The organism is Dysgonomonas sp. HGC4, from assembly GCF_001261715.1.
GTDB lineage: Bacteria > Bacteroidota > Bacteroidia > Bacteroidales > Dysgonomonadaceae > Dysgonomonas_A.
On sequence record NZ_CVRU01000020.1, the window covers coordinates 1 to 24,464 of the forward strand.

At 36.3% G+C, this 24,464-nt stretch carries 22 protein-coding genes and 1 tRNA gene; 13 read left to right on the plus strand and 10 right to left on the minus strand.

What is annotated here, in order from left to right:
- A partial coding sequence (locus HGC4_RS18330) for a hypothetical protein (protein WP_221406857.1) occupies window positions 1-368 on the plus strand: 368 nt, incomplete at its 5' end.
- Window positions 369-590: 222 nt separating this feature from the next.
- Here HGC4_RS18330 and HGC4_RS01885 read toward each other — a convergent pair.
- Window positions 591-663: transfer RNA gene (locus HGC4_RS01885), tRNA-Lys, on the minus strand.
- Window positions 664-800: 137 nt separating this feature from the next.
- Here HGC4_RS01885 and HGC4_RS01890 point away from each other — a divergent pair.
- The 9 genes from HGC4_RS01890 (at window position 801) to HGC4_RS01930 (ending at window position 11,754) form a co-directional block, all read left to right on the plus strand.
- Window positions 801-1,991, plus strand: coding sequence for an MFS transporter (locus HGC4_RS01890; RefSeq protein ID WP_050708421.1), 1,191 nt, complete (start codon window positions 801-803; stop codon window positions 1,989-1,991).
- Window position 1,992: 1 nt separating this feature from the next.
- Window positions 1,993-2,385 carry a diacylglycerol kinase family protein gene (locus tag HGC4_RS01895; RefSeq protein ID WP_050708422.1) on the plus strand — a complete coding sequence of 131 codons (393 nt, stop codon included), beginning with the start codon at window positions 1,993-1,995 and terminating at the stop codon, window positions 2,383-2,385.
- Between the two features lie 99 nt (window positions 2,386-2,484).
- Complete coding sequence (locus HGC4_RS01900) at window positions 2,485-2,976, plus strand: DUF4251 domain-containing protein (protein ID WP_050708423.1); 492 nt, start codon at window positions 2,485-2,487, stop codon at window positions 2,974-2,976.
- A gap of 181 nt (window positions 2,977-3,157) precedes the next feature.
- A complete protein-coding gene (locus tag HGC4_RS01905) occupies window positions 3,158-4,462 on the plus strand; it encodes a SpoIID/LytB domain-containing protein (RefSeq protein WP_185099936.1) in 1,305 nt (434 codons plus the stop codon).
- Between the two features lie 45 nt (window positions 4,463-4,507).
- Window positions 4,508-5,248 carry a phosphodiester glycosidase family protein gene (locus HGC4_RS01910; protein ID WP_050708424.1) on the plus strand — a complete coding sequence of 247 codons (741 nt, stop codon included), beginning with the start codon at window positions 4,508-4,510 and terminating at the stop codon, window positions 5,246-5,248.
- A 492-nt stretch (window positions 5,249-5,740) separates the two neighbouring features.
- Window positions 5,741-6,910, plus strand: a complete 1,170-nt coding sequence (locus HGC4_RS01915; protein ID WP_050708425.1) for an acyltransferase family protein — start codon at window positions 5,741-5,743, stop codon at window positions 6,908-6,910.
- Window positions 6,907-7,749 (plus strand): BadF/BadG/BcrA/BcrD ATPase family protein, encoded by an 843-nt coding sequence (locus HGC4_RS01920; RefSeq protein WP_050708426.1) that lies wholly within the window; start codon window positions 6,907-6,909, stop codon window positions 7,747-7,749. The genes HGC4_RS01915 and HGC4_RS01920 overlap by 4 nt, the downstream gene beginning before the upstream one ends.
- 138 nt (window positions 7,750-7,887) lie before the next feature.
- Window positions 7,888-8,709: an N-acetylmuramic acid 6-phosphate etherase gene (gene murQ / locus HGC4_RS01925; protein ID WP_050708427.1), complete on the plus strand. Its 822-nt coding sequence runs from the start codon at window positions 7,888-7,890 to the stop codon at window positions 8,707-8,709.
- 63 nt (window positions 8,710-8,772) lie between these two features.
- Window positions 8,773-11,754 (plus strand): golvesin C-terminal-like domain-containing protein, encoded by a 2,982-nt coding sequence (locus HGC4_RS01930; protein WP_050708428.1) that lies wholly within the window; start codon window positions 8,773-8,775, stop codon window positions 11,752-11,754.
- Here the strand turns inward: HGC4_RS01930 and HGC4_RS01935 are convergent.
- From HGC4_RS01935 to HGC4_RS01960, 6 genes are all read right to left on the minus strand, one after another.
- A complete protein-coding gene (locus tag HGC4_RS01935; protein ID WP_050708429.1) occupies window positions 11,735-12,631 on the minus strand; it encodes a DMT family transporter in 897 nt (298 codons plus the stop codon). The genes HGC4_RS01930 and HGC4_RS01935 overlap by 20 nt on opposite strands.
- Window positions 12,632-12,732: 101 nt before the next feature.
- Complete coding sequence (locus HGC4_RS18790; RefSeq protein ID WP_185099937.1) at window positions 12,733-12,984, minus strand: hypothetical protein; 252 nt, start codon at window positions 12,982-12,984, stop codon at window positions 12,733-12,735.
- Between the two features lie 153 nt (window positions 12,985-13,137).
- The gene (locus HGC4_RS01945; RefSeq protein WP_026626020.1) at window positions 13,138-13,359 is read right to left on the minus strand and encodes a DUF2795 domain-containing protein; all 222 of its coding nucleotides are present in this window, start codon (window positions 13,357-13,359) and stop codon (window positions 13,138-13,140) included.
- A 61-nt stretch (window positions 13,360-13,420) separates the two neighbouring features.
- Window positions 13,421-13,981 (minus strand): cob(I)yrinic acid a,c-diamide adenosyltransferase, encoded by a 561-nt coding sequence (locus HGC4_RS01950; protein WP_050708431.1) that lies wholly within the window; start codon window positions 13,979-13,981, stop codon window positions 13,421-13,423.
- A gap of 95 nt (window positions 13,982-14,076) precedes the next feature.
- Window positions 14,077-14,760, minus strand: a complete 684-nt coding sequence (locus HGC4_RS01955; RefSeq protein WP_050708432.1) for an O-methyltransferase — start codon at window positions 14,758-14,760, stop codon at window positions 14,077-14,079.
- 145 nt (window positions 14,761-14,905) lie between these two features.
- Window positions 14,906-16,813 carry a glycoside hydrolase family 35 protein gene (locus tag HGC4_RS01960; protein WP_050708433.1) on the minus strand — a complete coding sequence of 636 codons (1,908 nt, stop codon included), beginning with the start codon at window positions 16,811-16,813 and terminating at the stop codon, window positions 14,906-14,908.
- A gap of 201 nt (window positions 16,814-17,014) precedes the next feature.
- Between HGC4_RS01960 and HGC4_RS01965 the strand changes: the two genes are divergently transcribed.
- The 3 genes from HGC4_RS01965 (at window position 17,015) to floA (ending at window position 20,070) form a co-directional block, all read left to right on the plus strand.
- The gene (locus tag HGC4_RS01965) at window positions 17,015-18,433 is read left to right on the plus strand and encodes a tetratricopeptide repeat protein (RefSeq protein WP_050708434.1); all 1,419 of its coding nucleotides are present in this window, start codon (window positions 17,015-17,017) and stop codon (window positions 18,431-18,433) included.
- Between the two features lie 124 nt (window positions 18,434-18,557).
- Window positions 18,558-19,064, plus strand: a complete 507-nt coding sequence (locus HGC4_RS01970) for an NfeD family protein (protein WP_050708435.1) — start codon at window positions 18,558-18,560, stop codon at window positions 19,062-19,064.
- A gap of 13 nt (window positions 19,065-19,077) precedes the next feature.
- The gene (gene floA / locus HGC4_RS01975) at window positions 19,078-20,070 is read left to right on the plus strand and encodes a flotillin-like protein FloA (RefSeq protein WP_082204041.1); all 993 of its coding nucleotides are present in this window, start codon (window positions 19,078-19,080) and stop codon (window positions 20,068-20,070) included.
- A gap of 210 nt (window positions 20,071-20,280) precedes the next feature.
- On the opposite strand, the gene typA is transcribed toward floA, so the two are convergent.
- The 3 genes from typA to murF all read right to left on the minus strand — a co-directional run bounded on the left by typA (window position 20,281) and on the right by murF (window position 24,374).
- Entirely contained in the window at window positions 20,281-22,080 is a 1,800-nt protein-coding gene (gene typA, locus HGC4_RS01980; RefSeq protein ID WP_050708437.1) for a translational GTPase TypA, read from the minus strand.
- A 100-nt stretch (window positions 22,081-22,180) separates the two neighbouring features.
- Window positions 22,181-22,975 carry a S1/P1 nuclease gene (locus HGC4_RS01985; protein ID WP_050708438.1) on the minus strand — a complete coding sequence of 265 codons (795 nt, stop codon included), beginning with the start codon at window positions 22,973-22,975 and terminating at the stop codon, window positions 22,181-22,183.
- A gap of 109 nt (window positions 22,976-23,084) precedes the next feature.
- Window positions 23,085-24,374 (minus strand): UDP-N-acetylmuramoyl-tripeptide--D-alanyl-D-alanine ligase, encoded by a 1,290-nt coding sequence (gene murF / locus HGC4_RS01990; protein WP_050708439.1) that lies wholly within the window; start codon window positions 24,372-24,374, stop codon window positions 23,085-23,087.
- Window positions 24,375-24,464: the final 90 nt, after the last annotated feature.

Consider the following 24,464-nt stretch of genomic DNA (forward strand, 5'->3'; position numbering starts at 1 on the left):
ATAGTGGCGGATATAGCTCTGACTTTAATATGAAAAGTGGACAAGTAACTAGAACCACAGCTACTGCTGGAGCTCATACTCATACTTTTAGTGGAACCTCAGCCAGTGGTGGTGCGGCTCATACTCATACCGTTAGTGGTACAGTAGCTAATGGTGGCGCAGCCCACACTCATACTTTTAGTGGAACCTCTGCTAGTGGCGGTGCAGCTCATACTCATACTTTCAGCGGAACTTCGGCGAGTGATGGTGCAGCTCATACTCATGCTGTAGCAGGTACAGTTGCAGTTCCTATTAAAGGGAATAGTCTGGCATTAGATAACAAATCAGCATACTATGTTGTAAATACGTTTGTGTATTTAGGTGTGTAATTAATTTCCAGAAAGAATATATTCTTTCACTATTGTGTAAAATAATAAAAGAGACAAATTGATATGTGTCATCAAAGTTTAGACAAGCTAAAATTGATTATCAAGATTGACTTTTGTCCGTCCTCTAAGATGTCCAACAATAAATAAAAACTTTCTAAATTATTCTTTGCAAGAAAACAAATAAAAAAGACTCTCAATTTCTTGAAAGTCTTTTTTGTTTTGTGATCCCGCTGGGGCTCGAACCCAGGACCCCATCATTAAAAGTGATGTGCTCTACCAACTGAGCTACGGAATCTACCTATTTGCTTTTCTTGAAAGCGAGTGCAAAGGTAGTATAATTATTTAAAAAATGAAATTTCAGAAAGAAAAATCATAACTTTGTTTAGATAAACTATATTCAAGAGGCCTTAAAGGCACAAAAAGACTGTCATAATGAACGAATCACCACTCAATACTCAGCAATCAAAATTAACAAAAAGCACCCTATGGCTCATGACAATAGGAGCAGGATTAGTTGTTGCTAATAACTACTACAATCAACCTCTCTTAGGCAAAATTGCAAGAGAGTTAAATGTATCGGAAGCCATAGCAAATAATGTTGCAATGATTACCCAAATAGGCTATGCAGCTGGATTATTCCTTCTTGTTCCACTTGGAGATATGTTTAGAAAGCGAAAAATCATAATTCTAGATTTTGTCCTTATTATAGCTTCTCTTATCGCCTTTGCCCTTAGTGAAAACATTACAACAATGATTATAGCCAGTTTCTTTATTGGCTTAAGCTCTGTTGTTCCTCAAATGTTTGTTCCTTTAGCTGCACAATTATCCGACCCCAAAGAGAAAGGTAAAAATGTAGGAATGGTTATGACCGGATTACTCATCGGGATATTAGCCTCTCGTATTTTCAGTGGAGTATTAGGAGAATATTTAGGATGGAGACAGGTCTATTATATAGCTGCAGGAATTATTTTCATCCTTTGGATATTAATATTCTTTCTGTTGCCTGATATAAAACCGACTTTTAAGGGTAGTTATTGGGGGCTTATGAAATCTATCTCACATTACATTAAAACAGTACCAAGTTTACGCCTTGCTTCAATAAGGGGAGCTTTGGCATTAGGATCTTTTCTAGCTTTCTGGACAACATTAACCTTTCACCTAGAAAGACCTCCATTCTTTGCAGGTAGCGATATTGCAGGAGAATTGGGTGCTGTTGGTATTGGAGGTGCTTTAGCTGCCTCCATGGTAGGACGAATTGCCGACCGTGTAAATAAAAATACATTAATAATGTGTGCTGCTGTTTTAATGATAGTATCGTGGGCTGTTTTAGGAATTTGGGGATTTACATATGCAGGACTTATTGTGGGTATCTTCATTCTCGATGTAGGGCTGCAATCTATCCATGTAAGTAATCAAACCATTGTTTTTTCAACGAATCCTGATGCTACAAACAGACTTAACACCGTATATATGACAAGCTACTTTATAGGAGGATCATTCGGTACTTTTGCAGGAGGCAAGGCATGGGAATATATGGGTTGGAACGGAGTTGTATTGACTGGAGGCGCATTTGTTGTTATATTATTATTAATACATTTGATTTTCTCTCCTAAAATGAAATAGCATGAATAATAAGTCTAATGAAAAATTCTCTTTAAGCAAAAGACTCAGAAGTTTCTCATATGCTTTCAATGGATTAAGAACAGTAGTCGAAGAAGAACATAATGCACGTATACACCTTATAGTATCTTCAATTGTAATAGTGTGCGGATTTATATTTCAAATTTCGATTATTGAATGGATAATTCTTTGCTTTGCAATAGGGCTTGTTATTTCTATTGAAATTCTTAATTCCGCAATTGAGAATCTGGCTGATTTTGTATCTCCTGAATATCATAATTTAATCAAAAAAGTAAAAGATATTTCAGCAGCAGCCGTACTCGTTAGTACAATATCAAGTGTTGTAATTGGCATTTTAATTTTTCTGCCGAAAATAATCCTTTTAGTAAATAACTAAAGAGAGATTTCACAGACCGACTAATTGGACTACTCATCTAATTCACTATTATTGAACCAACTACCACCATTAAGTGTTTTAAGAACAAACACTATCAATATGAAAAAGATATCTATAATAACCAGCCTTATCTTGCTTGCTATTCTCATTGGATGTAAAACAAAAGAATTAACGCCTGAACAACAAGCTAAGGCAAAGGAGTATGCCGAAAAAATAAAGAATCGCAACTTCACATTTCACGCAACCAGTGCACAGCCAATGTCTGGAAGAACGGTTAATCTCAATTACGACTACTATCTAAAAGTAAAGAACGATACTATTATAGCCAATCTTCCCTATTATGGACGTTCGTATGTTGCACCTATCAATCCAAGAGATATCAGCATAGATTTTACCAGCACCAACTTTAATTACTCTGACACCAAGAAGAAAGATGGAAGCTATGAAATAAAAATTGAGCCTTTGGATATAACAAACAGAGAAAACGTAGGAATCTCAATCTTATTACGAATAAGCCCAAGCGGGTATGGCACACTAAATGCTTTACCAACCAACAGACAAAATATCTCATTCTACGGTACAATTGATTAAAAGAATAATCCATTTAGGATATATCTGCTCCAAAATGCTAAATAATTTGTTAGCCAATATCAAATTGTTCCCTATCTTTAGAACAGACAAACTCCCTTTTGAAATAGCATCAAAACCGAGAAGGTCTATATATCAAAAAACAAACCAGAAAATAATACTATAAACTCAAAACCAATAAACGATGTCAATAGAACCCAGTGTAAGTGTTGGTATCTTATCCAATAAAACCATCACCTTTAATTTTCATACTGATTATCTATGTCTGCAACAAACTGCAAAAGGTAAGAATACTGCAACTTATCAGGAAGGAAAAATCTTATGGGATGGAGCGCTTTACGATCAATTATTATTTGAATCGACAAACAAGGAAGCTTCTTTTGTGATAGAAGATGTTATTATAGGAGTTAATTTTCATTGGGAACGAAAAGAGAATCAAGAGTTTCAAGGTGCATTGAAACTTATAGTTGAAGACGAGCAAATAACGGTCATCAATATAATAAAGATTGAAGATTATCTTACCAGTGTCATATCATCCGAAATGAGTGCAACAGCATCTCTGGAATTATTAAAAGCACACGCCGTAATATCCCGAAGCTGGCTTTTAGCTCAAATAGAAAAAAACAAAGAAATAGTAGCCGATAAAACTGAATATTCGTCTTTTTCTGAAACTGAAACCGAATCCATACGATGGTATGATCGTGAAGACCATGTAAATTTTGATGTTTGTGCAGACGATCACTGCCAACGCTATCAAGGAATAACAAGAGCCTCATCAAATATTGAAATTGTAAAACAAGCCATTGCAGAAACCAGAGGACAGGTTTTGACCTCTGAAAGTAAAATATGCGATGCACGTTTTTCTAAATGTTGTGGAGGTGCAGTAGAGGAATTTCAAAATTGTTGGGAGAACACCAAATTCTCATACTTAGTAAAACTCAGAGATGACATTAATCCAAATGACTTACCCAATCTAACAAAAGAAACAGAGGCTTTGAAATGGATAAAAACTCGTCCTTCTGCATTTTGCAACACACAGGATAAAAAGATTCTGGGTCAGGTTCTTAATAACTACGATCAGGAAACTATCGATTTCTACAGATGGAAGGTCTCATACAGTCAAGAAGAATTATCTGCCCTTGTATTAAGACGTTCGAGTATTGACTTTGGTGTAATACAAGAACTCATTCCTATACAACGCGGAACTTCAGGCAGGCTTATTAAATTAAAAATTGTCGGATCGAAAAAGACTTTAACTATAGGTAAAGAACTCGAAATACGCCGAATACTATCCACCTCACACTTGTATAGTTCTGCTTTTTATGTAGAAAAAGAAGGCAAACAATTTACTCTGATTGGTGCAGGTTGGGGGCATGGTGTAGGTTTATGTCAGATAGGAGCAGCTGTAATGGGTGAAAAAGGATATCTGTACGATCAAATATTGCTTCATTATTATGTGGGAGCAGATATTGAAAGGAGCTATAATTAATCTAAAAAATCACTCTTAAAGCAGATGATTACTTAATCCAAAATAATGAATCGCAATAAGTTTTTCTTTTTAGTGCTTATCTTGCTATTATCAGCAATTGGACTCTTTTTCATTTCACATAATGAGAAGTCTATTGACGATCGCATTATTGATTATAAAGTGGATTTAGCATCAAGTGATCTCGCATTGTATTGGAAAAATGACAGCAGCAAAATTATTAAAAGCATCCAGAATCTAAAAACATTTGCTGAAAGTAAAAATCGTGAACTTCTCTTTGCCGTAAATGGAGGGATGTACAACGCAAACAACACCCCACAAGGGCTTTATATTGAGAACTTCAAAACCTTAAGCCCCATAGACACGACTTCGGGAAGTGGGAATTTTTATTTGAAGCCTAACGGCGTCTTTTATATTACGGCAAATAACATCCCCGTGATTTGCAAAACTGAAGATTTTATTAACAATGGACATATAAAATATGCAACCCAGTCGGGTCCAATGCTAATAATTGACGGGCAGATACACCCCGAATTAAAAGAAGGATCTACAAATCTACAAATCCGCAATGGTGTGGGTATTCTGCCCGATAACAGAGTTGTTTTTGCCATGTCGAAAACTAAAATAAATTTTTATGACCTTGCGATGTATTTCAAATCGCAGGGTTGTAGAAATGCACTTTATCTTGATGGCTATGTATCACGCACCTACTTACCTGAAAAGGACTGGAAGCAAACCGATGGAGATTTTGGGGTAATTATAGGAATAACCAAGCCTCTTACAAACTGAACAAACAAAACCCAAAAGAGATAACACACCTTGACCAAATTACAGACTACAAACACTCTTTAATTACCAATAATAAAAAGTCTGACTAAGTATATCTAAACCTATTCTATCGGACAGATAACGTAGTACACTTAATAAACACTATCTGTAATGAAGGGTTATAGAAACTTTAATTTAAAATCACGCAACAAATAGCACATTTGCTACCTAAAAAAGCGGTATTTGAAATTTTCAGCAAATATTATTTCGTTAAATACCTTAAAATGGTGGCGAGTAGCTTTCTAAAACTTATCTTTGCTCTGAAAAAATAAATCTTAGGATATTCTACTTTGAGGAATAAAAATGTAAAATTATCCTGGAAATATTATATTTATTAGAATACTAGACATTAGATATTTGCAACTATCCATTGCCATATTTAATTGTTATAACCTATTATTGCTATTATTTATTTGAGCAATAAGAAGGTCTCAGACCTTAAGATAACAGACTATGACTCAACAAGCATCTAACCGACTACTCTCTCTGGATATTTTACGTGGGATAACCATCGCAGGAATGATTCTGGTAAATAATCCAGGCTCATGGGGTTCTATCTACGCTCCACTACAACACGCTGCGTGGAATGGATTGACCCCGACAGACCTTATTTTCCCTTTCTTTATGTTTATTATGGGGATCTCAACCTATATATCCCTCCGCAAATTCAATTTTGAATATAGCAAAGCAACCGTTCAAAAAATCATTAAACGTACTATAGTCATCTTTCTTATTGGCTTGGGCTTAGCATGGTTTGGCTTGTCGTGCAGTAATTTCAGAAGTTTATCGGACAGCGATCTTGGCTTTTTTGAACGATTCTTCCAATCCATTACCAATATGGAACATATACGAATCCTGGGAGTAATGCAACGGTTAGCTCTGGCATATGGTATTACCTCTCTGGTTGCTATATTTGTTAAACATAAATACATTCCCTATATAATCAGCGTCACCCTCTTCGCCTATTTTTTACTTCTTTTGTTTGGCAATGGGTTCGAATTCAGCGAAAATAATATAATCTCAGTCGTAGACCGAGCTATTCTCGGTGTCAATCATGTATATAAAGATGCAGGTATAGCAATTGACCCTGAGGGATTTTTAAGTACTATCCCAGCAGTTTGTCATGTATTAGTCGGTTTCTGCTGTGGTAAAATCCTGATGGAAGTAAAAGACAATCAGGTTAGAATCACCCGTTTATTTATTCTCGGAACAATACTTACATTTGCCGGCTTTTTGTTAGATTATGGATGCCCAATCAATAAAAAAATATGGTCACCAACCTTTCTTCTTGCCACTTGTGGTTTAGCCTCAAGTTTCTTGGCACTACTTATCTGGATTATCGACATAAAAGGGTATAAACGATGGAGTGTATTCTTCGAATCATTCGGTGTAAACCCTCTGTTTATTTATGTTCTGGCAGGAGTCCTCTCTATTTTAGTTGGTAATATAACATTTACATACAATAGTGAAACCATCAGTCTACATGGATTTATATATAATGAGGTTCTTCTTCCTTGTTTGGGCGATTACTTGAGTTCATTTGTTTTTGCACTCTTATTTGTAGCTGTAAACTGGTTTATCGGAAACATTTTATACAAAAGAAAAATCTATATAAAGATATGATATTACTGGCAGATGGCGGATCAACAAAAGTTGATTGGTGTTTGATAGATCAGGGACAAAAAATAAAACAAATTTATACCAGAGGAGCCAATCCCTTCTTTCGATCGCGCGAAGAAATAGGAGAAGAATTAAAATCCTTTTTGGTTCCAGAATTAAAAGGTTATTCTATTGACAAAGTGTATTTCTACGGAGCAGGTTGCGCTTTTACAGAGAAGAACGAAATCGTTCGCCTAGCAATAGCCGATAATATCAATGTTTCCGAAATCTATATCGGGAGCGACTTATTAGCAGCAGCTAAAGGATTATGCAACAACAAAGAAGGTATAGTTGCAATTATGGGTACGGGCTCAAATTCGTGCTTTTATAATGGGAAAGAGATTGTTAGTAATATATCTCCACTCGGATATATCTTAGGAGACGAAGGTAGTGGTGCCGTATTAGGAAAGCTTCTATTAGGGGCATGCCTCAAAAATCAACTGACAGAAGGATTAAAAGAAAAATTTCTCACCCAATTTGAACTAACTCCTGCCATTATATTAGACAGGGTATATAAACAGCCTATGGCTAATCGTTTTCTGGCAAACCTATCTGTATTCCTCATAGAGAACATTGAGGATCAAACAATATACAAGTTGGTATATAATGCTTTTAAGGACTTCTTCTTACGAAACATAATGCAATATGACTATATGAACAATGAGATTCATTTTACAGGTTCGATTGCTTTTCATTACCAAGAGTTATTAAAAGAAGTTGCCAAAGAACTAGATATTGAGATTACAACAATAATAAAGTCTCCTATGGAAGGGCTTATCAGGTATCATTCTCATTTAGAATAAGGGCACAGAAAGCAAAATAAGACAGATAAATTTGAGTCTATTTGCGACCTTAAATGTGCCCATCTTATAAGATAGATACTTATGTTTGACCTGTACTTGATACCCTAGATATCCATAAGATTAACTACAAAGCTGATTATGACCTTTAGAAAAATAACAGAGCAACCTTCGTTATATGACGATTTAGAGAAAAAGTCGGTCAAAGAACTTCTCATTGATATAAATAACGAAGATAAGAAAGTTGCACTAGCAGTAGAAAAAGCAATTCCCCAGATAGAAAAACTAGTCTCTCAAATTGTACCGCGCATGGAACAAGGCGGACGTATATTTTATATGGGAGCAGGCACAAGCGGTCGTTTGGGTGTATTGGATGCCTCGGAAATACCGCCTACTTTCGGTATGCCAAAAACTCTTGTCATCGGTCTGATTGCAGGAGGAGATACAGCATTACGCAATCCAGTTGAAAAAGCAGAAGACAACACCGAAGCCGGATGGAAAGAGTTACTAGCTCACAACATCAACGAGAAAGATACGGTAATAGGCATTGCGGCATCGGGTACCACTCCCTATGTTGTGGGAGCTTTACGCGAATGTCACAAACATGGAATACTAACTGCATCCATAGCCAGCAATCCTGATTCACCCATTGCACAGGAAGCCGAAATAGCCATAGAAATGATTGTAGGCCCTGAGTTTATTACAGGTAGTTCGCGGATGAAATCGGGAACGGGACAAAAAATGATACTCAATATGATTACCACCGCTACCATGATAAAACTAGGCAGAGTTAAAGGGAATCGCATGGTGAATATGCAATTATCGAATGCTAAATTAGTAGACCGAGGTACACGAATGATTATAGATGAGCTAGGACTAAATTACAATGAAGCCAACAGACTACTGTTATTACATGGTTCAGTAAAAAGTGCCATAGATGCTTATCGGGCAGAACATAAATAAGGTCTTAGATGTTTTAATGTCTTGTATTTGTTTTTTATTAATCAAACCTAAATTCTGCACAGAATGAATTTCTCCAAAATAATAAACAGGTCAGCAACCTTACTATTTATTTTGATCTCATGTTTATCTATTCATGATCTCAATGCACAAACCCTTCCTAAAAATGTAATAGCCAACATCAGTCAATACCTCACTTCTACTGCGCGCCAGGAAGTAGCAGGAAGACCAATAGCTATAGACTCTATAAGAATAGTAAAGAAAACAATTAATATATATGCAGGAGTAGAATTGTCGTATATACCTTTTAGAAAGAACAATGTTACTACGATTTATGCACAAGTAAAAAAACGCCTGCCTAAAGAATATGCAAGTTACTCTTTAGCTATCTTCTCCGACAAATACAAAATAGAAGATTATGTACCTTCATCTCTAAATGATCGATTCGCCAACAAACTAGATAAACCTCTTATAACAAACACCTCCCGTCCATTCAAAGCAGACCGAGGTTTACTAGGACACCATCTAGCCGTTTGGCAAAGTCACGGTTGGTACTATGAACAAAAGCTAGGCAAATGGCAATGGCAACGTGCTAGAATATTCCAGACCGTAGAAGATTTGTACACGCAAAGCTATGTACTACCCTATCTTGTACCTATGTTAGAAAATGCAGGCGCAAATGTACTTCTGCCTCGCGAGCGTGATACTCAATTGCATGAAATTATTATAGACAACGATCATAATAAAAGCCAATCAACATATAAAGAAAGAAAAGGCAAAGAGAAATGGGATGATGGAGAGGCTCCCGGATTTGCAAACTTTAAAGGAAATTATCAAGCAGGAGAAAACCCTTTTAAGATGGGTACATTCAGAGAAATACCAACTATATCGAAAGGCAAGGAAAGCTTTTGCGAATGGATACCCAATATTCCTGAGGCGGGAAAGTATGGTGTATATATTTCTTATCAGACAGTAGAGAATAGCACAGATGATGCGCTTTATACAGTACACCACCTTGGAGGAGAAACCGAATTCAAGATAAACCAGAAAATGGGAGGAGGTACATGGATATTCCTCGGATACTTTAGTTTCGAAGAGGGCATGAATGACAATTGTAAAGTTGTACTTTCGAATAAAAGCCAAAAATCGGGACGCATCCTTACTGCTGATGCTGTTAAAATAGGCGGAGGTATGGGTAATATTGCTCGCGTGCCACTTAACAACGAAACTAATACAATTACCTATAAACCAACTATCAGTAATTACCCCCGATATACAGAAGGTGCGCGCTATTGGTTGCAATGGGCAGGTGTACCCGATACTGTTTATAGTAGAACCGCAGGAGAGAATGACTATTCGGACGATTTTCAGAGTCGTGGTTTCTGGGTTAATTACATTGCCGGAGGTTCTAGTGTTTTGCCCGAAAAAGGAGGACTGAATATCCCTATCGATCTGGCAATGGCTTTTCACTCTGATGCAGGAACTACACCTAACGATTCTATTATAGGAACTTTAGGTATTTGCATGACACACTTCAACGACGAAAAATTTGAGAACGGAAAACCTCGTCTGGCCTCCAGGCATTTAGCAGATATGATTACAGATGAGGTAATAAAAGATATTCGCCAGAATTATGAACCTAAGTGGACACGCAGGCCCATATGGAATCGTTCTTACAGTGAGGCTCGCGTACCCGAAGTTCCCACTATGCTACTTGAATTATTATCGCATCAAAACTTTGCCGATATGCGCTATGGTCTCGATCCCCGATTTCAATTCATAGTGAGCCGTTCTGTTTATAAAGGAATGTTGAAATTTGTAGCCCACCAGTACGATTATGATTATGTGGTGCAACCATTACCCGTAACTAGTTTTAGTTTAGAATTTGTAGGTGATACCGAAGTCCGTCTAAATTGGATTCCGACATTAGACAGTACAGAGCCAACAGCTAAGCCAACTAAATACATAATCTACATGCGAGTTGATAACGGAGACTTTGACAATGGCGAAATAGTGCCTTACAGCAATGCCCAAGTGTCAATTGAAAAGGATAAGATATATAGTTTTAAAGTAGCAGCTGTAAATGATGGAGGTGAAAGTTTTCCTTCAGAGATATTATCTGTTTCGCGAAAATCTAACGAAAAAGGAAATGTTCTCGTTGTGAACGGATTCGATCGTATATCAGCCCCTATAAGTTTTACCGCTCAAGATAGTATTGCAGGTTTTCTGGATGCCATAGATCATGGAGTACCTGACAAAAATCAATATAATTATACCGGAAGTCAGTATGAATTCCGAAGGGATATACCCTATATGGGAAATGATACTCCCGGTTTTGGAGGTAGCAACTCCGATTATGAAACAACGGTGGTAGCAGGAAACACTTTCGATTACCCATTTCTCCATGGCAAATCGATACTTAAAGCAGGGTATTCCTTTATATCTTCGAGTCGTGATGCTGTTATTAACGGACAAACAAAGCTTGCCAAATATCAACTTGTTGATTTGATTCTTGGTAAACAAAGACAAACCAATATAGGCAGAGGATACTTTGTTCCCGATTTTAAAACTTTCCCTAAAGAACTTCAAACAAGAATAACAGCCTATTGCCACCAAGGTGGTAATATATTTGTTAGTGGGGCATTTGTAGGTTCTGATCTTTGGAATAGCGAAAATGTACTAGATGAAGATTTGGCGTTTGCATCTAATATTCTAAAATACAGATGGCGAGTAGGTCTAGCCGCAACAACAGCAGGTAATGTAAAATATGTAACATCTCCATTCCCGATGTTTAAAGGTCAAATGGATTTCTACAACAAACCCAATACAGAGTCATATGGTGTAGAAGCACCCGATGCTTTAGAGCCGTTAGGAGAAAACAGTTATACAATTTACAGATATTCGGATAATAACCTCAGCGCAGGAGTAGCTTCACAAACAAACTACAAAACATGTGTACTTGGCTTTCCATTCGAGGTTATTGAGGAGGAAGATCAACGAAACGATCTAATGAAAGGTATTCTATCTTTTATGTTTCGGAAGGATTAAGTTCCTTAGCTGTTCTGCTACGGGAAACACTGATCATCTGTAGCAGAATAGACAACATAATAATACCTAAACCGATAAAGAAAACCGGAGTCAGCTCCTTTGCTTCACCAAAGATGATTATAGCGAGGATGATACTGTATATAGGTTCTAGATTATAACTAAGATTGACCGTAAAAGCTGAAATATGCTTTAGTGCCTGTATCTGTAAAAGATACAACCCAATGGTACACACAGTAGATAACAGTACTAGATATATCCAATCGGGTATACTCGGCATTAAAGTTTCAACGGGAATAAAATAGAGATAAAACGGAAGAATAAGACTCATACAAACAAAGCCGCCAATCATCTCATAAAACAACATTGTTGTTGAACTATGGCTCACCCCTACCCTTTTGTTCATAATGGTAAATAAAGCACACAAAGCAGAGGATACAACTCCTAGAATAATCCCCATCCGATACTGACTATCGAATTGAAATATCAAGACAATACCGCCCAGAGTAATCAAGCTAAAAAGAAGCTCTTTATAAGAAACTCTATGTCGGTTAATCATAGGTTCAAGCACAGCAGTAAAGAAGCCCACTACCGAGAAGCAAACAACGCCTATGGATACATTCGAAGCTTTGATGCTCCCATAAAAGAATATCCAGTGTAAACCTAGTAATAAGCCCATTCCTCCAATTTTGAAGATTTCACGCTTTGGAATAGTTGGAAGTTTTTTTGTAGCCCAAAGGAGTGCATATAAAAGAAGTGAAGTTATAAGCATCCGATACCAAACCAGCAATCCCTCATTGAGAGAAATCAGTTTGCCAAAAATCCCCGTAAACCCAGCTATCAGGATGGATAGGTGCAGCTTAATAAATGCCTGTTTCATCTTTCTGTTCTAAAAATCGAGCAAAGATAATCTATATAAATAAGAAAGACCACCCAAAGGGCAGCCTTTCTATATAGGGAAATGACGAAGTTAATCGCTTATCATAATCTTTTAAATAAACCATCCTTATTGATCAAAACACTTGATAGAATAAAAAATATTCCAGTTATCACGAAAACAAGCCATATACTGACAAATGAATCAGCTTTAGCTAGATTACCAATCATATAAATAAGTGCAGACATAAGAACCACAATACCCGAGTAAAAGAGTAATTTACTTACCATTGAAACAATGCGGTTATTGCTCGCCTTATTATTCGTTTTCGTTAGGGAAAATCTTGTTTGTCTCATAGTCCTTAATTTAAATAGTAAACCTTTGATTAGAGTATAACTTTTAGAAACCTAAATATAATAATAAAAAACAAAAAAGGGGCTACGTAATATAAATTCCGTTCCCCTCTTCTATATCTGCTTCTTTGTAAAGCTCCTTACAACCTTTTAGGTTTAATATTCGTCTTCGTTAAAGAAAAAGTCTTCCTTACTTGGATAATCTGGCCAAATATCTTCGATTGTATCAAAAATTTCGCCCTCATCTTCCAATTCCTGAAGGTTTTCTATAACTTCCAACGGTGCACCCGAGCGTTGAGCATAGTCAATCAACTCGTCCTTAGTAGCAGGCCATGGTGCATCTTCCAATTTCGATGCTAATTCTAGTGTCCAGTACATAGTAATGTATTTATTATAATTCTCTTAATTCTTATTTTCGGCAAAAATAGCAGAATATTCCTTAGGAACAAGTAGTATCCCAGAAAATTTCCTTTCCATTCTTATTACATTCTCTTCGGGCAAGGATAAAGAAGTAATCAGACAAGCGATTCACAAACTTTAAAATATTGTCTTCCACTGGATAATCTTCCTTAACTCGGTAAATGCAACGCTCTCCACGACGTGCTATTGTACGACAAATATGAGCTCTGGCTGCAGCTTCGCTTCCTCCCGGCAATACAAATTGTCTAAGTGAAGGTAACTCGCTATCCATGCGATCCATTTCCTTTTCTAACAATGCAATATTCTCATCGGTTATAATACTGGCAGCTTTTGGAGAAATGGCCTCTGTCTCTGTTGCCAGATACGATCCCACAGTAAACAATTTATGCTGAATGAAAGAAAGTACTTTCAGAATATCTTCCTCTTTTATCTCACAAATAAGCAATCCTAAAAACGAATTTAATTCGTCGATAGTACCATATGCATCTAACCTTACATGTGACTTAGGAACCCTCATCCCACCAACTAAGCCGGTAGTTCCCTTATCTCCTGTTTTTGTATATACTAAACTTTTTTTCATCAATAAGTAATGTTAAATATCTATTACTATATTCTACAATAGCTAATCTTAGTTATCACTCTATTCAAAGGAATAAAAAGTCTGAGAACTTAACCTCAGAAACTGAGTTTGTAATTTCGTTTGTAATATTTTTTATCGAAGAATAATATTCCAAGATGGAATAAATCTAAAGACACTATTACATCATTTTGTTGAACTAACATTTTCCATAACGTTTGTAGCTTTCTATTTGTTCGGATTCCATCAATAATAATTACAGAATCTTTGTGTACCAAAGACAGCAAATAGATAACCAGTTCATTATGAGAGACATTGTAATTTTTAAGATTCACGAAGATACAATCTTTTTTTCCGTTTATTAAAGGAAATGGCTCTTCTGATTGTATTATATTACGATCCCACTCATTATAAAGCATTTGTGCCTGATTATATTTGGATGGAGTAAGTTCCACACTCAAACATTCGATATCGGAAGCCGTCGCGGTCATGTATAAAGTATGAACTCCAATACCTCCTCCCAATTCAAGAATTTGCTTTAGATTGAAATAATTAACAATCTTGAATAATAAACGATGTGTTTTATTCTCCTGAAAAGATAAGGCTGGAAAATCTTTCATGTGATTGCGAACATCCTCATAAGCATGGTAAGGTGTTTTTTCTTCAATCACTCTAGTGATAAAGCTGAAAACAAAAGGAGAGTGTATGCCATGCCCTTTGTGATGTCGTACTTTAAACAACAATCTTACACCAGCTTTTGACAAACGAAATATTTTAGGCATAGGGTTTAATAAATTTCCACAAAAATAGAATCTTATTGCAACAATCAAAACTCAAAACAGGACTAACCTGCAAAAAAATAAAAAATAGAGTAATATCTTTAGTCTGATATACTCTATTTTCTGTTTTATCTCTTATCAATTGAATTTATTTAGCTTTCAAGTCGTGCAAGATTGGAATCTTGACTGTCTTTACTTCTTTCTTCAATTCATCATTTTGCTGCTCGAAGATCACAATATTGTTTCCTCCTTTTTTCAACCAAACTCCGGGTATATATAAAGTTTGTTGTGGACCAACATTCCAATATCTTCCAATATTTTTACCGTTGATAAAGATGATACCTTTACCCCAAGCAGACATATCAATAAAAGTATCGCCAGTTTCAGCTAAATTAAAAGTACCTTCATAAATAACAGGTCTGCCTGCTAGCTTAGCATTCAATTTGCTATTAGTATCTTGAAGATTATCTAAAGCTTCCGACTTTCCAATCTTTGCCATTGTAGGAGCTTCGCTCATCGGAAGTTTATACATTTCCCAATCTCCCTCAATATCCATTCCATTGATCTGAACAGGGCTTATTATACCTTTATTGTTATGAACAATCTCTGCTCCATAATTGATACGTCCCATATTTTCGACCAATATTTCCAGAGAAGAGTTAAACGGAATATCAATTTCCATTGAATAGTTCTTATAATAGCGATTCAACTCACCTACTTTTTCGCCGTTCACATATACAATAGCATAATCACGTAACCCTGTAATTTCTAATGTTCCACTAATTGGTTGATTAAAATGTCTCGAATAAAGAACATATCCGTAACCTTGGTTCAATTGTTCAAAAGTCAATGGCTTTTGACTTTCAACTTTCTCCTGCTTCATTGCAAAATTTAAAGCATCAGCCACTTTAGTCAGTTTGATAGAAGGAATCTCAATCAATGGTATTTGCTTTGGAGCTTCCGGAATATCGTATTTTGCATATTTCTTAATTACATTCTTAAGAGAATCAAACTTAGGTGTTACCCAACCTGCTTCACTTATTGGTGCATCATAATCATAACTTGTTAAATCGGGTTGAATATCGTGATTCTTATCATAGTTAGCTCCACTTGTAAAACCAAAATTGGTACCACCGTGAGCCATATAATAATTGATAGACACATCATTCTTTAAGTACTCCTCAGTCTGTCTTGCAACTTTAGACGCATCCACTTTAGGATGAGGCTCAGCCCAATGAGCTAACCATCCGGGATAAAATTCGGCTACCATATACGGACCTTGTCCTCCGTTATACTTATCAACCACCTTCTTCAGGTTAGCAATATTGCTCTCTCCGTTAGCCGTAGGTAAAGCTCCGGGAGTAGAACCTCCTTCGAACAACCAACTACCATCGGATGTAAAGAAGGGTACTTCTGATCCTGCTGTTTTCAACTGAGCCACAATCTTTGCATTATAAGCACGATGCTCCTCTAATGAAATATCTTTACGTTGAGCCACATAAGAGCCAAACTCATTTTCAGCCTGAACCATAATGATCGGACCCCCTTTAGTTATTTGAAGATGGCCAACCTCTTTAAACAATCTATTGATATAAATCTCTGTATATTTCAAAAATTGAGGATTGTCTCGTCTGATTTCCATTCCTTCCACATTTTGAAGCCACCAAGGATAACCTCCAAACTCCCACTCTGCACAAACATAAGGACCCGGACGTAAGATCACCATCAAACCTTCTTCTCCTGCTATTTTTATATATTCTGCCAAATTATTATCTCCCTCGAAATCCCATTGACCGGGTTGAGGTTCATGAGCATTCCAAAAGACGTAAGTGGCAACAGCATTTAACCCCATTGCTTTCAACATCTGAAGTCTATGTCTCCAATACTGATGCGGTATTCTTGCATAATGCATCTCTCCCGAATGAATCTGAATCGGTTTTCCATCATAGACAAAATTTCCATCTTTAATTTCAAAGGTGTGTTTTGCCTGCCCATTGATCACCAAAGGGCTCATTAGAAAAAGGGTTAATAAAAAGAAGATCGTTTTTTTATTCATGGTTATTATATTAAGAGATCAGTGTTCTACTATTTTTTTGAATGGTATAAATTTACAGTACTTTTAATGAAAAACGAAATTTTAATGTATCAAATAAGCCGATTCCGGCCTAAAGAGCGATTAAAACAAGGGTTAAAGTAGAGACCATTCCGAGATTATTTTTATCTTTGATTAATTAATATTTTACCAACGGTATATCATATGAAATATATCAGCCTGATAATATCACTTTGCCTATGCTTCGCTTTAAATGCTCAAACTACTAAAGATTTGGCTCAGGCAAAACTTGACTATAAAAATAACGACTTTGCTAAAGCTTTACCTGTATTTGAAAGAGAGCACAGCAGCAAACCGACCGATCCGTCACTCAATCTTTGGTTAGGTGTATGTATCTTTGAAACAGGTGGAAACATCAAACAAGCCGAAGAATACCTACTGATTGCCGCTAAGCGCAATTTACCGGAATCGTATTTATATCTGGGTGATATCTACATCAAACAATATAGAGTTAGTGAAGCTCAACAACAATATGAGCGATATGCAAAAGTCAGACCGAAAGAAAAGGAAACAACTCTAGGCACTCGTAACCAATATTTAGATAAACTACAGAGGGCAATATCCAGAACTGAAGACATCCAAATTATCGATAGTTTGATTGTAAGTAAAGATGCTTTCCTTTCGGCTTATAAATTATCATCAGATGCAGGTTCACTAGCTGCTTTTAATGATATTTTTGATGCAGACAGAAGAATAGAATCTACAGTTTATATAAATGGAAAAGGCTCAAAAATCTATTTTGGGCAACCAACCAATAATAAGATGAGTCTTTTTTCGATGGATAAACTCCTAAATGGATATGGCAACGAAAAGAAAATATCAAATAACAACTTAGGTCTTACGGGTAACACTAATTATCCTTTCGTCTTAACTGATGGTTCTACAATTTACTTTGCTGGACAAGACGAAAAGGGTTTAGGAGGATATGATATTTATGTAACCAGATACAATCTGAATAATGATACTTATCTAACACCCGAATTACTAAATATGCCTTTTAACTCAACAGCAAATGATTACCTTTATGTATTCGATGAAGAAAAAGGCATAGGATGGTTTGCAACAGATCGCTTTCAACCCGAAGGAAGAGTATGTGTCTATACTTTTATCCCCAACGAAGAAGTGACGCTAGTGGAAAGTGATGATGAGATATACAAAGAAAACAGAGCAAAAATAGCATCTATCAAAAGTACCTGGAGACCAGGTAAGAACTACTCAAGTCTCATTGCCACAGCTAGAAAAGAAAATACAGTAGTTGAGAAGAAAGTCTCAGACTTTACATTTGTAATTGACGATAGATACACTTATAATGCATATACAGATTTCAAAAGTTCTACTGCACGAAACCTTTACTTTGAAGCTAATGAGAAAAGAAAAGCATTAGAAGCAACTGAAAAGGACTTAGAGGATAAAAGAACTGAATATATAAATGTATCAGGCAATCAACGTTCAACTTTAGCCAGCGTAATTCAGAATCTGGAAAATAGACAATCTCTGCTTTACAAAGAAGTTCAGGATTTAGATATCAAGGCTCGCAATGAAGAGATCAAAGCCTTACGGTAAAATCCAATCAGGCAGTGTAACATATTTATTATCTCGGGCAGTTTTAACCATCTTTGTTTTTTTAGACCGTTCAGAAACAAAAATGTTTGAAACCCTAAAACGCATTTAAAACTAATATTAATATATGACAGTCGAAATTATCATCATCGTTTTTTTGATTATACTAGGTGTCGGTCTTTTAGCAGCAGAAGTTTTTCTATTACCGGGAATAACAATAGCAGGCATTGCAGGAGGACTTATGCTTATTGGCAGCATTGCCTATGCATTCTATTATATAAATGAGACTGCGGGATATATAACCATTGCAGCAAACATTATAATCTCCATCGCTGCCTTTTTATTTATACTCAAATCAAATGCCCTGAATCATATCGCACTAAAAACGGACATTGATGCAACTGTAGATCAAACAGAAATTTTACAACTCACCATAGGACAGACTGGTATTACTTTATCCCGTCTCAACCCGATTGGGAAAGCCGAGTTCGACAATCAATATATCGTAGAAGTAAAATCTATTACGGGCGAATTTATTGATGAAGGAGAAAACGTGCAAATCGTAAAAATAGAAAAATCAAGTGTAATGGTACAATCTGTACCTCAATTAGAAAATCAAACAAGTATTAACTAATAATTTTATAATTATGCCATTTCTCGTAGTTACAATTGCATTAGCAGCATTCGTGCTTCTACTCATCTTTTTCTACTACGTTCCATTCTTTTTATGGATCAATGCCCTATCGGCAGGCGTACGTATATCACTCGTCCAGTTATTTCTGATGAGATTACGTAGAGTACCGCCACGCACCATCGTATATGCTATGATCGAAGCTCATAAAGCAGGTCTTAGAAATATTACTCGTGACGAACTAGAAGCCCACTTTCTAGCAGGTGGACACGTCGAGAAGGTAGTACATGCATTGGTATCTGCATCTAAAGCAAATATCGACTTAACATTTCAAATGGCAACAGCTATTGACCTTGCCGGACGTGATGTATTGCAAGCAGTACAAATGTCGGTAAACCCAAAAGTAATTGATACCCCTCCTGTAACTGCGGTTGCTAAGGATGGTATCCAGCTGATCGCTAAAGCCCGTGTAACGGTGCGTGCCAACATTAAACAGCTAGTTGGTGGTGCAGGTGAAGAAACAATCTTAGCTCGTGTAGGCGAAGGTATAGTATCATCTATCGGTTCATCCGAAAGTCACAAATCTGTACTAGAAAATCCTGATTCTATTTCAAAACTTGTTTTGAAGAAAGGTCTGGATGCAGGAACTGCATTCGAAATCCTATCTATTGACATCGCAGATATCGACATAGGTAAGAATATTGGTGCAGTACTTCAAATAGACCAAGCTCAAGCAGATAAAAACATTGCACAAGCAAGAGCCGAAGAACGTCGTTCAATGGCTGTTGCTCTAGAGCAAGAGATGAAAGCAAAAGCTCAGGAAGCTCGCGCAAAAGTAATAGAAGCAGAAGCTCAAATACCTATTGCAATGGCAGAAGCCCTTCGCAGTGGAAATTTAGGAGTAATGGACTATTACAAAATGCAAAACATCCAAGCTGACACAGACATGCGTGACTCTATCGCACGTCCAACAGGCAACTCTGGAGGTGGTAAAACAGATAAGAAGTAAAGGTTCATACCATTCATTACAATACAGAAAAGGGTCTGAGATTATTATTCTCAGACCCTTTTTATATTTATGCAAACCTCTTATACAATAACACTACATTGTATAGCTTTGATATTAGCTTTTAGCTATCAGATATGTTGCACCAAGAACTAAAAAACCTCTGAAATAAATTATCTCAGAGGCTTTTAATATATTAGAATGTAAATCTTCTTATTTCTTAGTGAAACGTTTACGTTCGTTCTCATCCAAATATATCTTACGCAAACGAGTTGCAGAAGGCGTAACCTCTACATATTCATCTTCTTTAATATATTCCAAAGACTCTTCTAGACTAAAGATAATAGCAGGCACAAGCTTTGCTTTATCATCAGTTCCGGAAGCACGCACGTTGGTAAGTTTCTTTGATTTAGTCAAGTTAACAACTAAGTCTCCTTCTTTTGAATGTTCTCCTACGATCTGACCCATATAAATATCGGTTTGAGATTCGATGAAGAAACGTCCTCTATCTTGTAGTTTATCTAAAGCATAAGCAAAAGCATTACCCGATTCACTTGCAATAATAGAACCATTTTGACGTTTTTCAATATCCCCTTTCCAAGGTTGGAATTCTAAGAAACGGTGAGCAATAACAGCTTCTCCTGCAGAAAGGGTCAAAGCAGCATTACTGATACCGATAATTCCTCTCGAAGGTATTGTGAATTCTAAGAATACTCTTTCGTTTTTCGATTCCATCATTGTCAACTCACCACGACGACGAGTTACAAGGTCAATAATCTTACTTGAATATTCCTCAGGAAGATTTATTGTAAGTTGTTCAATCGGTTCGCATTTCACACCATCAATCTCTTTGATAATAACCTTAGGTTGTCCAACCTGAAGCTCATATCCTTCACGACGCATTGTTTCGATCAATACTGATAAGTGTAATACTCCACGACCAAAAACAATCCAAGAATCCGTTGTTTCGGTAGGCTCTACACGTAAAGCAAGATTCTTGTCCAATTCTTTCATCAATCGCTCATATATATGACGAGATGTAACGAATTTACCGTCTTTTCCAAAGAATGGAGAGTCATTAATTGTAAACAACATAGACATTGTTGGCTCATCGATATCAATAGGCTCAAGAGGTTCAGGATTAGTAATATCTGCAATAGAATCACCAATTTCGAAACCTTCTATACCAATCAATGCACAGATATCACCACATTGCACAGACGAAACCTTAGCTCTACCTAAACCTTCAAAGACATTCAATTCTTTGATTTTAGATTTTACAATCGTTCCATCACGCTTACATAAAGAAACATCCATGTTTTCTTTTATTTCGCCGCGATGTACACGTCCGATAGCAATACGACCTACATATTTTGAATAATCAAGTGATGTAATCAACATCTGAGGTGTTCCCTGTAAAATTTCAGGAGCAGGAATATGCTCAACAATAGCATCAAGCAACGCAGTAAAGTCTGTTGCTGGTGTTTTCCAGTCATTCGACATCCAACCGTTTTTAGCTGAACCGTAGATTGTAGGAAAATCAAGTTGCTCTTCTGTAGCATCTAGGCTAAACATTAGATCGAAAACCATTTCGTGCACTTCATCAGGACGACAGTTGGGTTTATCTACTTTGTTTATTACAACAATAGGCTTCAAACCTATTTCGATTGCTTTTTGAAGTACAAATCGAGTTTGAGGCATTGGACCTTCAAAGGCATCAACCAACAATAAACAGCCATCGGCCATGTTTAGTACTCGTTCTACTTCTCCTCCAAAGTCAGCGTGACCCGGAGTATCAATAATGTTGATTTTTGTTCCCTTATAATTTATCGAAACGTTTTTAGAAAGGATAGTTATTCCCCTTTCTCGCTCCAAGTCGTTATTGTCTAGAATTAATTCACCCGCAGTCTGATTGTCCCTGAAAAGCTGCCCGGCAAGTAATAATTTATCTACCGTTGTAGTCTTGCCATGGTCAACGTGTGCGATGATCGCGATATTTCTAATATTTTGCATACCTATTTTTTGAGGCTGCAAAGATACAACAAAATATCGACAATCTTCTCATTCTATGAGAATACTGTCGATATTTAATTCGTTTATAATGATTATTTCTTTATCGAAATATCTGATCTAAAATAGCTGCCAATCGCAAACCGCCTCGCTGCAATTGTAATTCTACAACATCTGTATATTTATAAGCGTAGTCGTAAGACAATCTATCCTCATTATTTACTGACGAATAAATCTCATTTGCCAGGCAATGAGATTCATACAACCAATCCTCTAATGTTCCAGCCTCCAAAGTCTTCTTCTTCTCTTTAGATATAGTATTCAACAGATTAGCATATTCTGTATAGCTATATTTCATATAATCAATCAACTTACCATCCCAAACAGAATGTAGGTTGCTTTTATCACTAAACCACAATACCGAAATACGATTACCTCCCAGATCCTCTTCACGACCTACGTGCATGGGCTGATGTGCATCCCCCATAAGGTGTACCAAGAAATAGAGTGCAACTCTTTTTTGCTCAACAGACGAAACATTATCGGCTATAATCTGCTCCAACTTAGGAATCTCTTTGTAAATATTATCTTGTTGAATATTTTTGATATAAGCCACAAAATCTTCTTTTGACAAATTACCCGGAGCATTCACGTAGTGCCAAGTATGGGTATGATCATACTCTCCTGTTTTATCCGATTTGATAAAATCAGGCCAATTTGCCCAATATGCAACTGGCATATTATTTAGCAACTGGTTAATCTTTTTGCGTGTACTCGATTTAATATTCTGATCGGCAATTTGAGCCACGACTCTATGCCCAGTCATTCCCCAAGCGAATAATTGAGATGGTAATAAAATAGAAACAGCAAGAATACTAAGAACTAAAAACTTCTTCATATCAGGAATTTAAGGTCATAGACCCATTTATATTACTTAGGAAAGTTAAATAATTATATTAATCCACTATAACTAAACCAAGTAACGAACAGTTTAAATTATTCAAAAATTACAACAAATCTACACATTTTTCTAGTTGAAGCCCCCTTGACCCTTTAATTAAAATAAAGCGATCTTCTATCGGATTGTCTTTTAAGAACTTTGTAAAATCATCTAATGTAGCAAAACAGGGGTAAGTTGTATTTGTCTTACTAAAATGATCTCCTACAAAAAAAGCATTATCAATAGAATTTGAAGCTATAAAATCAACAATCTTTTGATGCTCTGCTGCACTATCATTACCAAGCTCCCTCATATCTCCCAAAATAAGAGTCTTGTTAGGAACATCCATTTTTGTAAAATTCTGTAAAGCAGCACCCATACTGGTAGGATTTGCATTATAGGCATCTATGATTAATGTATTTTTTTCGGTCTTTTTTAATTGTGAACGATTATTATTTGGAACATATTCTTCAATAGCCTTGCATATTTTTGCCGTTTTCACGCCGAAATACTTACCAATAGCAACAGCAGCCAATGCATTCGAAAGATTATATTCACCTATTAAATTCGTTTTTACAATATGATCATTCTTCGAGAATTTCCACACAAAGCTTAGATAGGGGTCATTTGCAACAGCCCTTCCACAAACGAAAAGAGAATCGTCGTTACCATAACTTATCGTAGCTATCCCCTCAGATATATTCTTTAAGTATGGATTATCATTATCTATAAATATTTTACTATTTTTTTGTTCTCTCAGGAAATCATAAAGCTCGCCTTTCGCTTTTATAATATTTTCAAATGAGCCGAACCCTTCGATATGTGCACGACCAACATTAGTGATAAGACCATAGTTCGGTCTGGCTATTTCTACCAATGTTTTTATTTCACCCACGTGATTAGCTCCCATTTCGATAACCGCTATTTCATGAGCTTTAGTCATCTTCAAGAGAGTTAGAGGTACCCCAATATGATTATTGAGATTACCATGAGTTGATAATACATTAAACTCTTGAGAAAGCACTGCTGTTATCAACTCCTTAGATGTAGTTTTACCATTAGTCCCGGTCACCCCAATTACAGGAATAGATAATTTACTACGATGAAAACTTGCCAGCTTCTGCAATGTAGTCAAACAATCATCTACTAAAAATATATTTTGAGAATCGTCGGCAAACTCGGCTTCATCTACAATTGCATATTTGCAACCTAACTCTAAAGCCTTTTTAGCATATAAATTTCCATTGAAATTGGAACCTTTCAAAGCAAAGAAAATAGAATTCTCTGCACAATTGCGTGTATCGGTAGTTATTGACGGATATTGTTTAAATATTTCGTACAATTGAGATATTTCCATAAATTGCGTATATGATATAATAAATAAAACTTATGCTTGATAAGGAACACCTCAGTGATCAATTTTGTTGACCTGAAAAGCAATAATCTT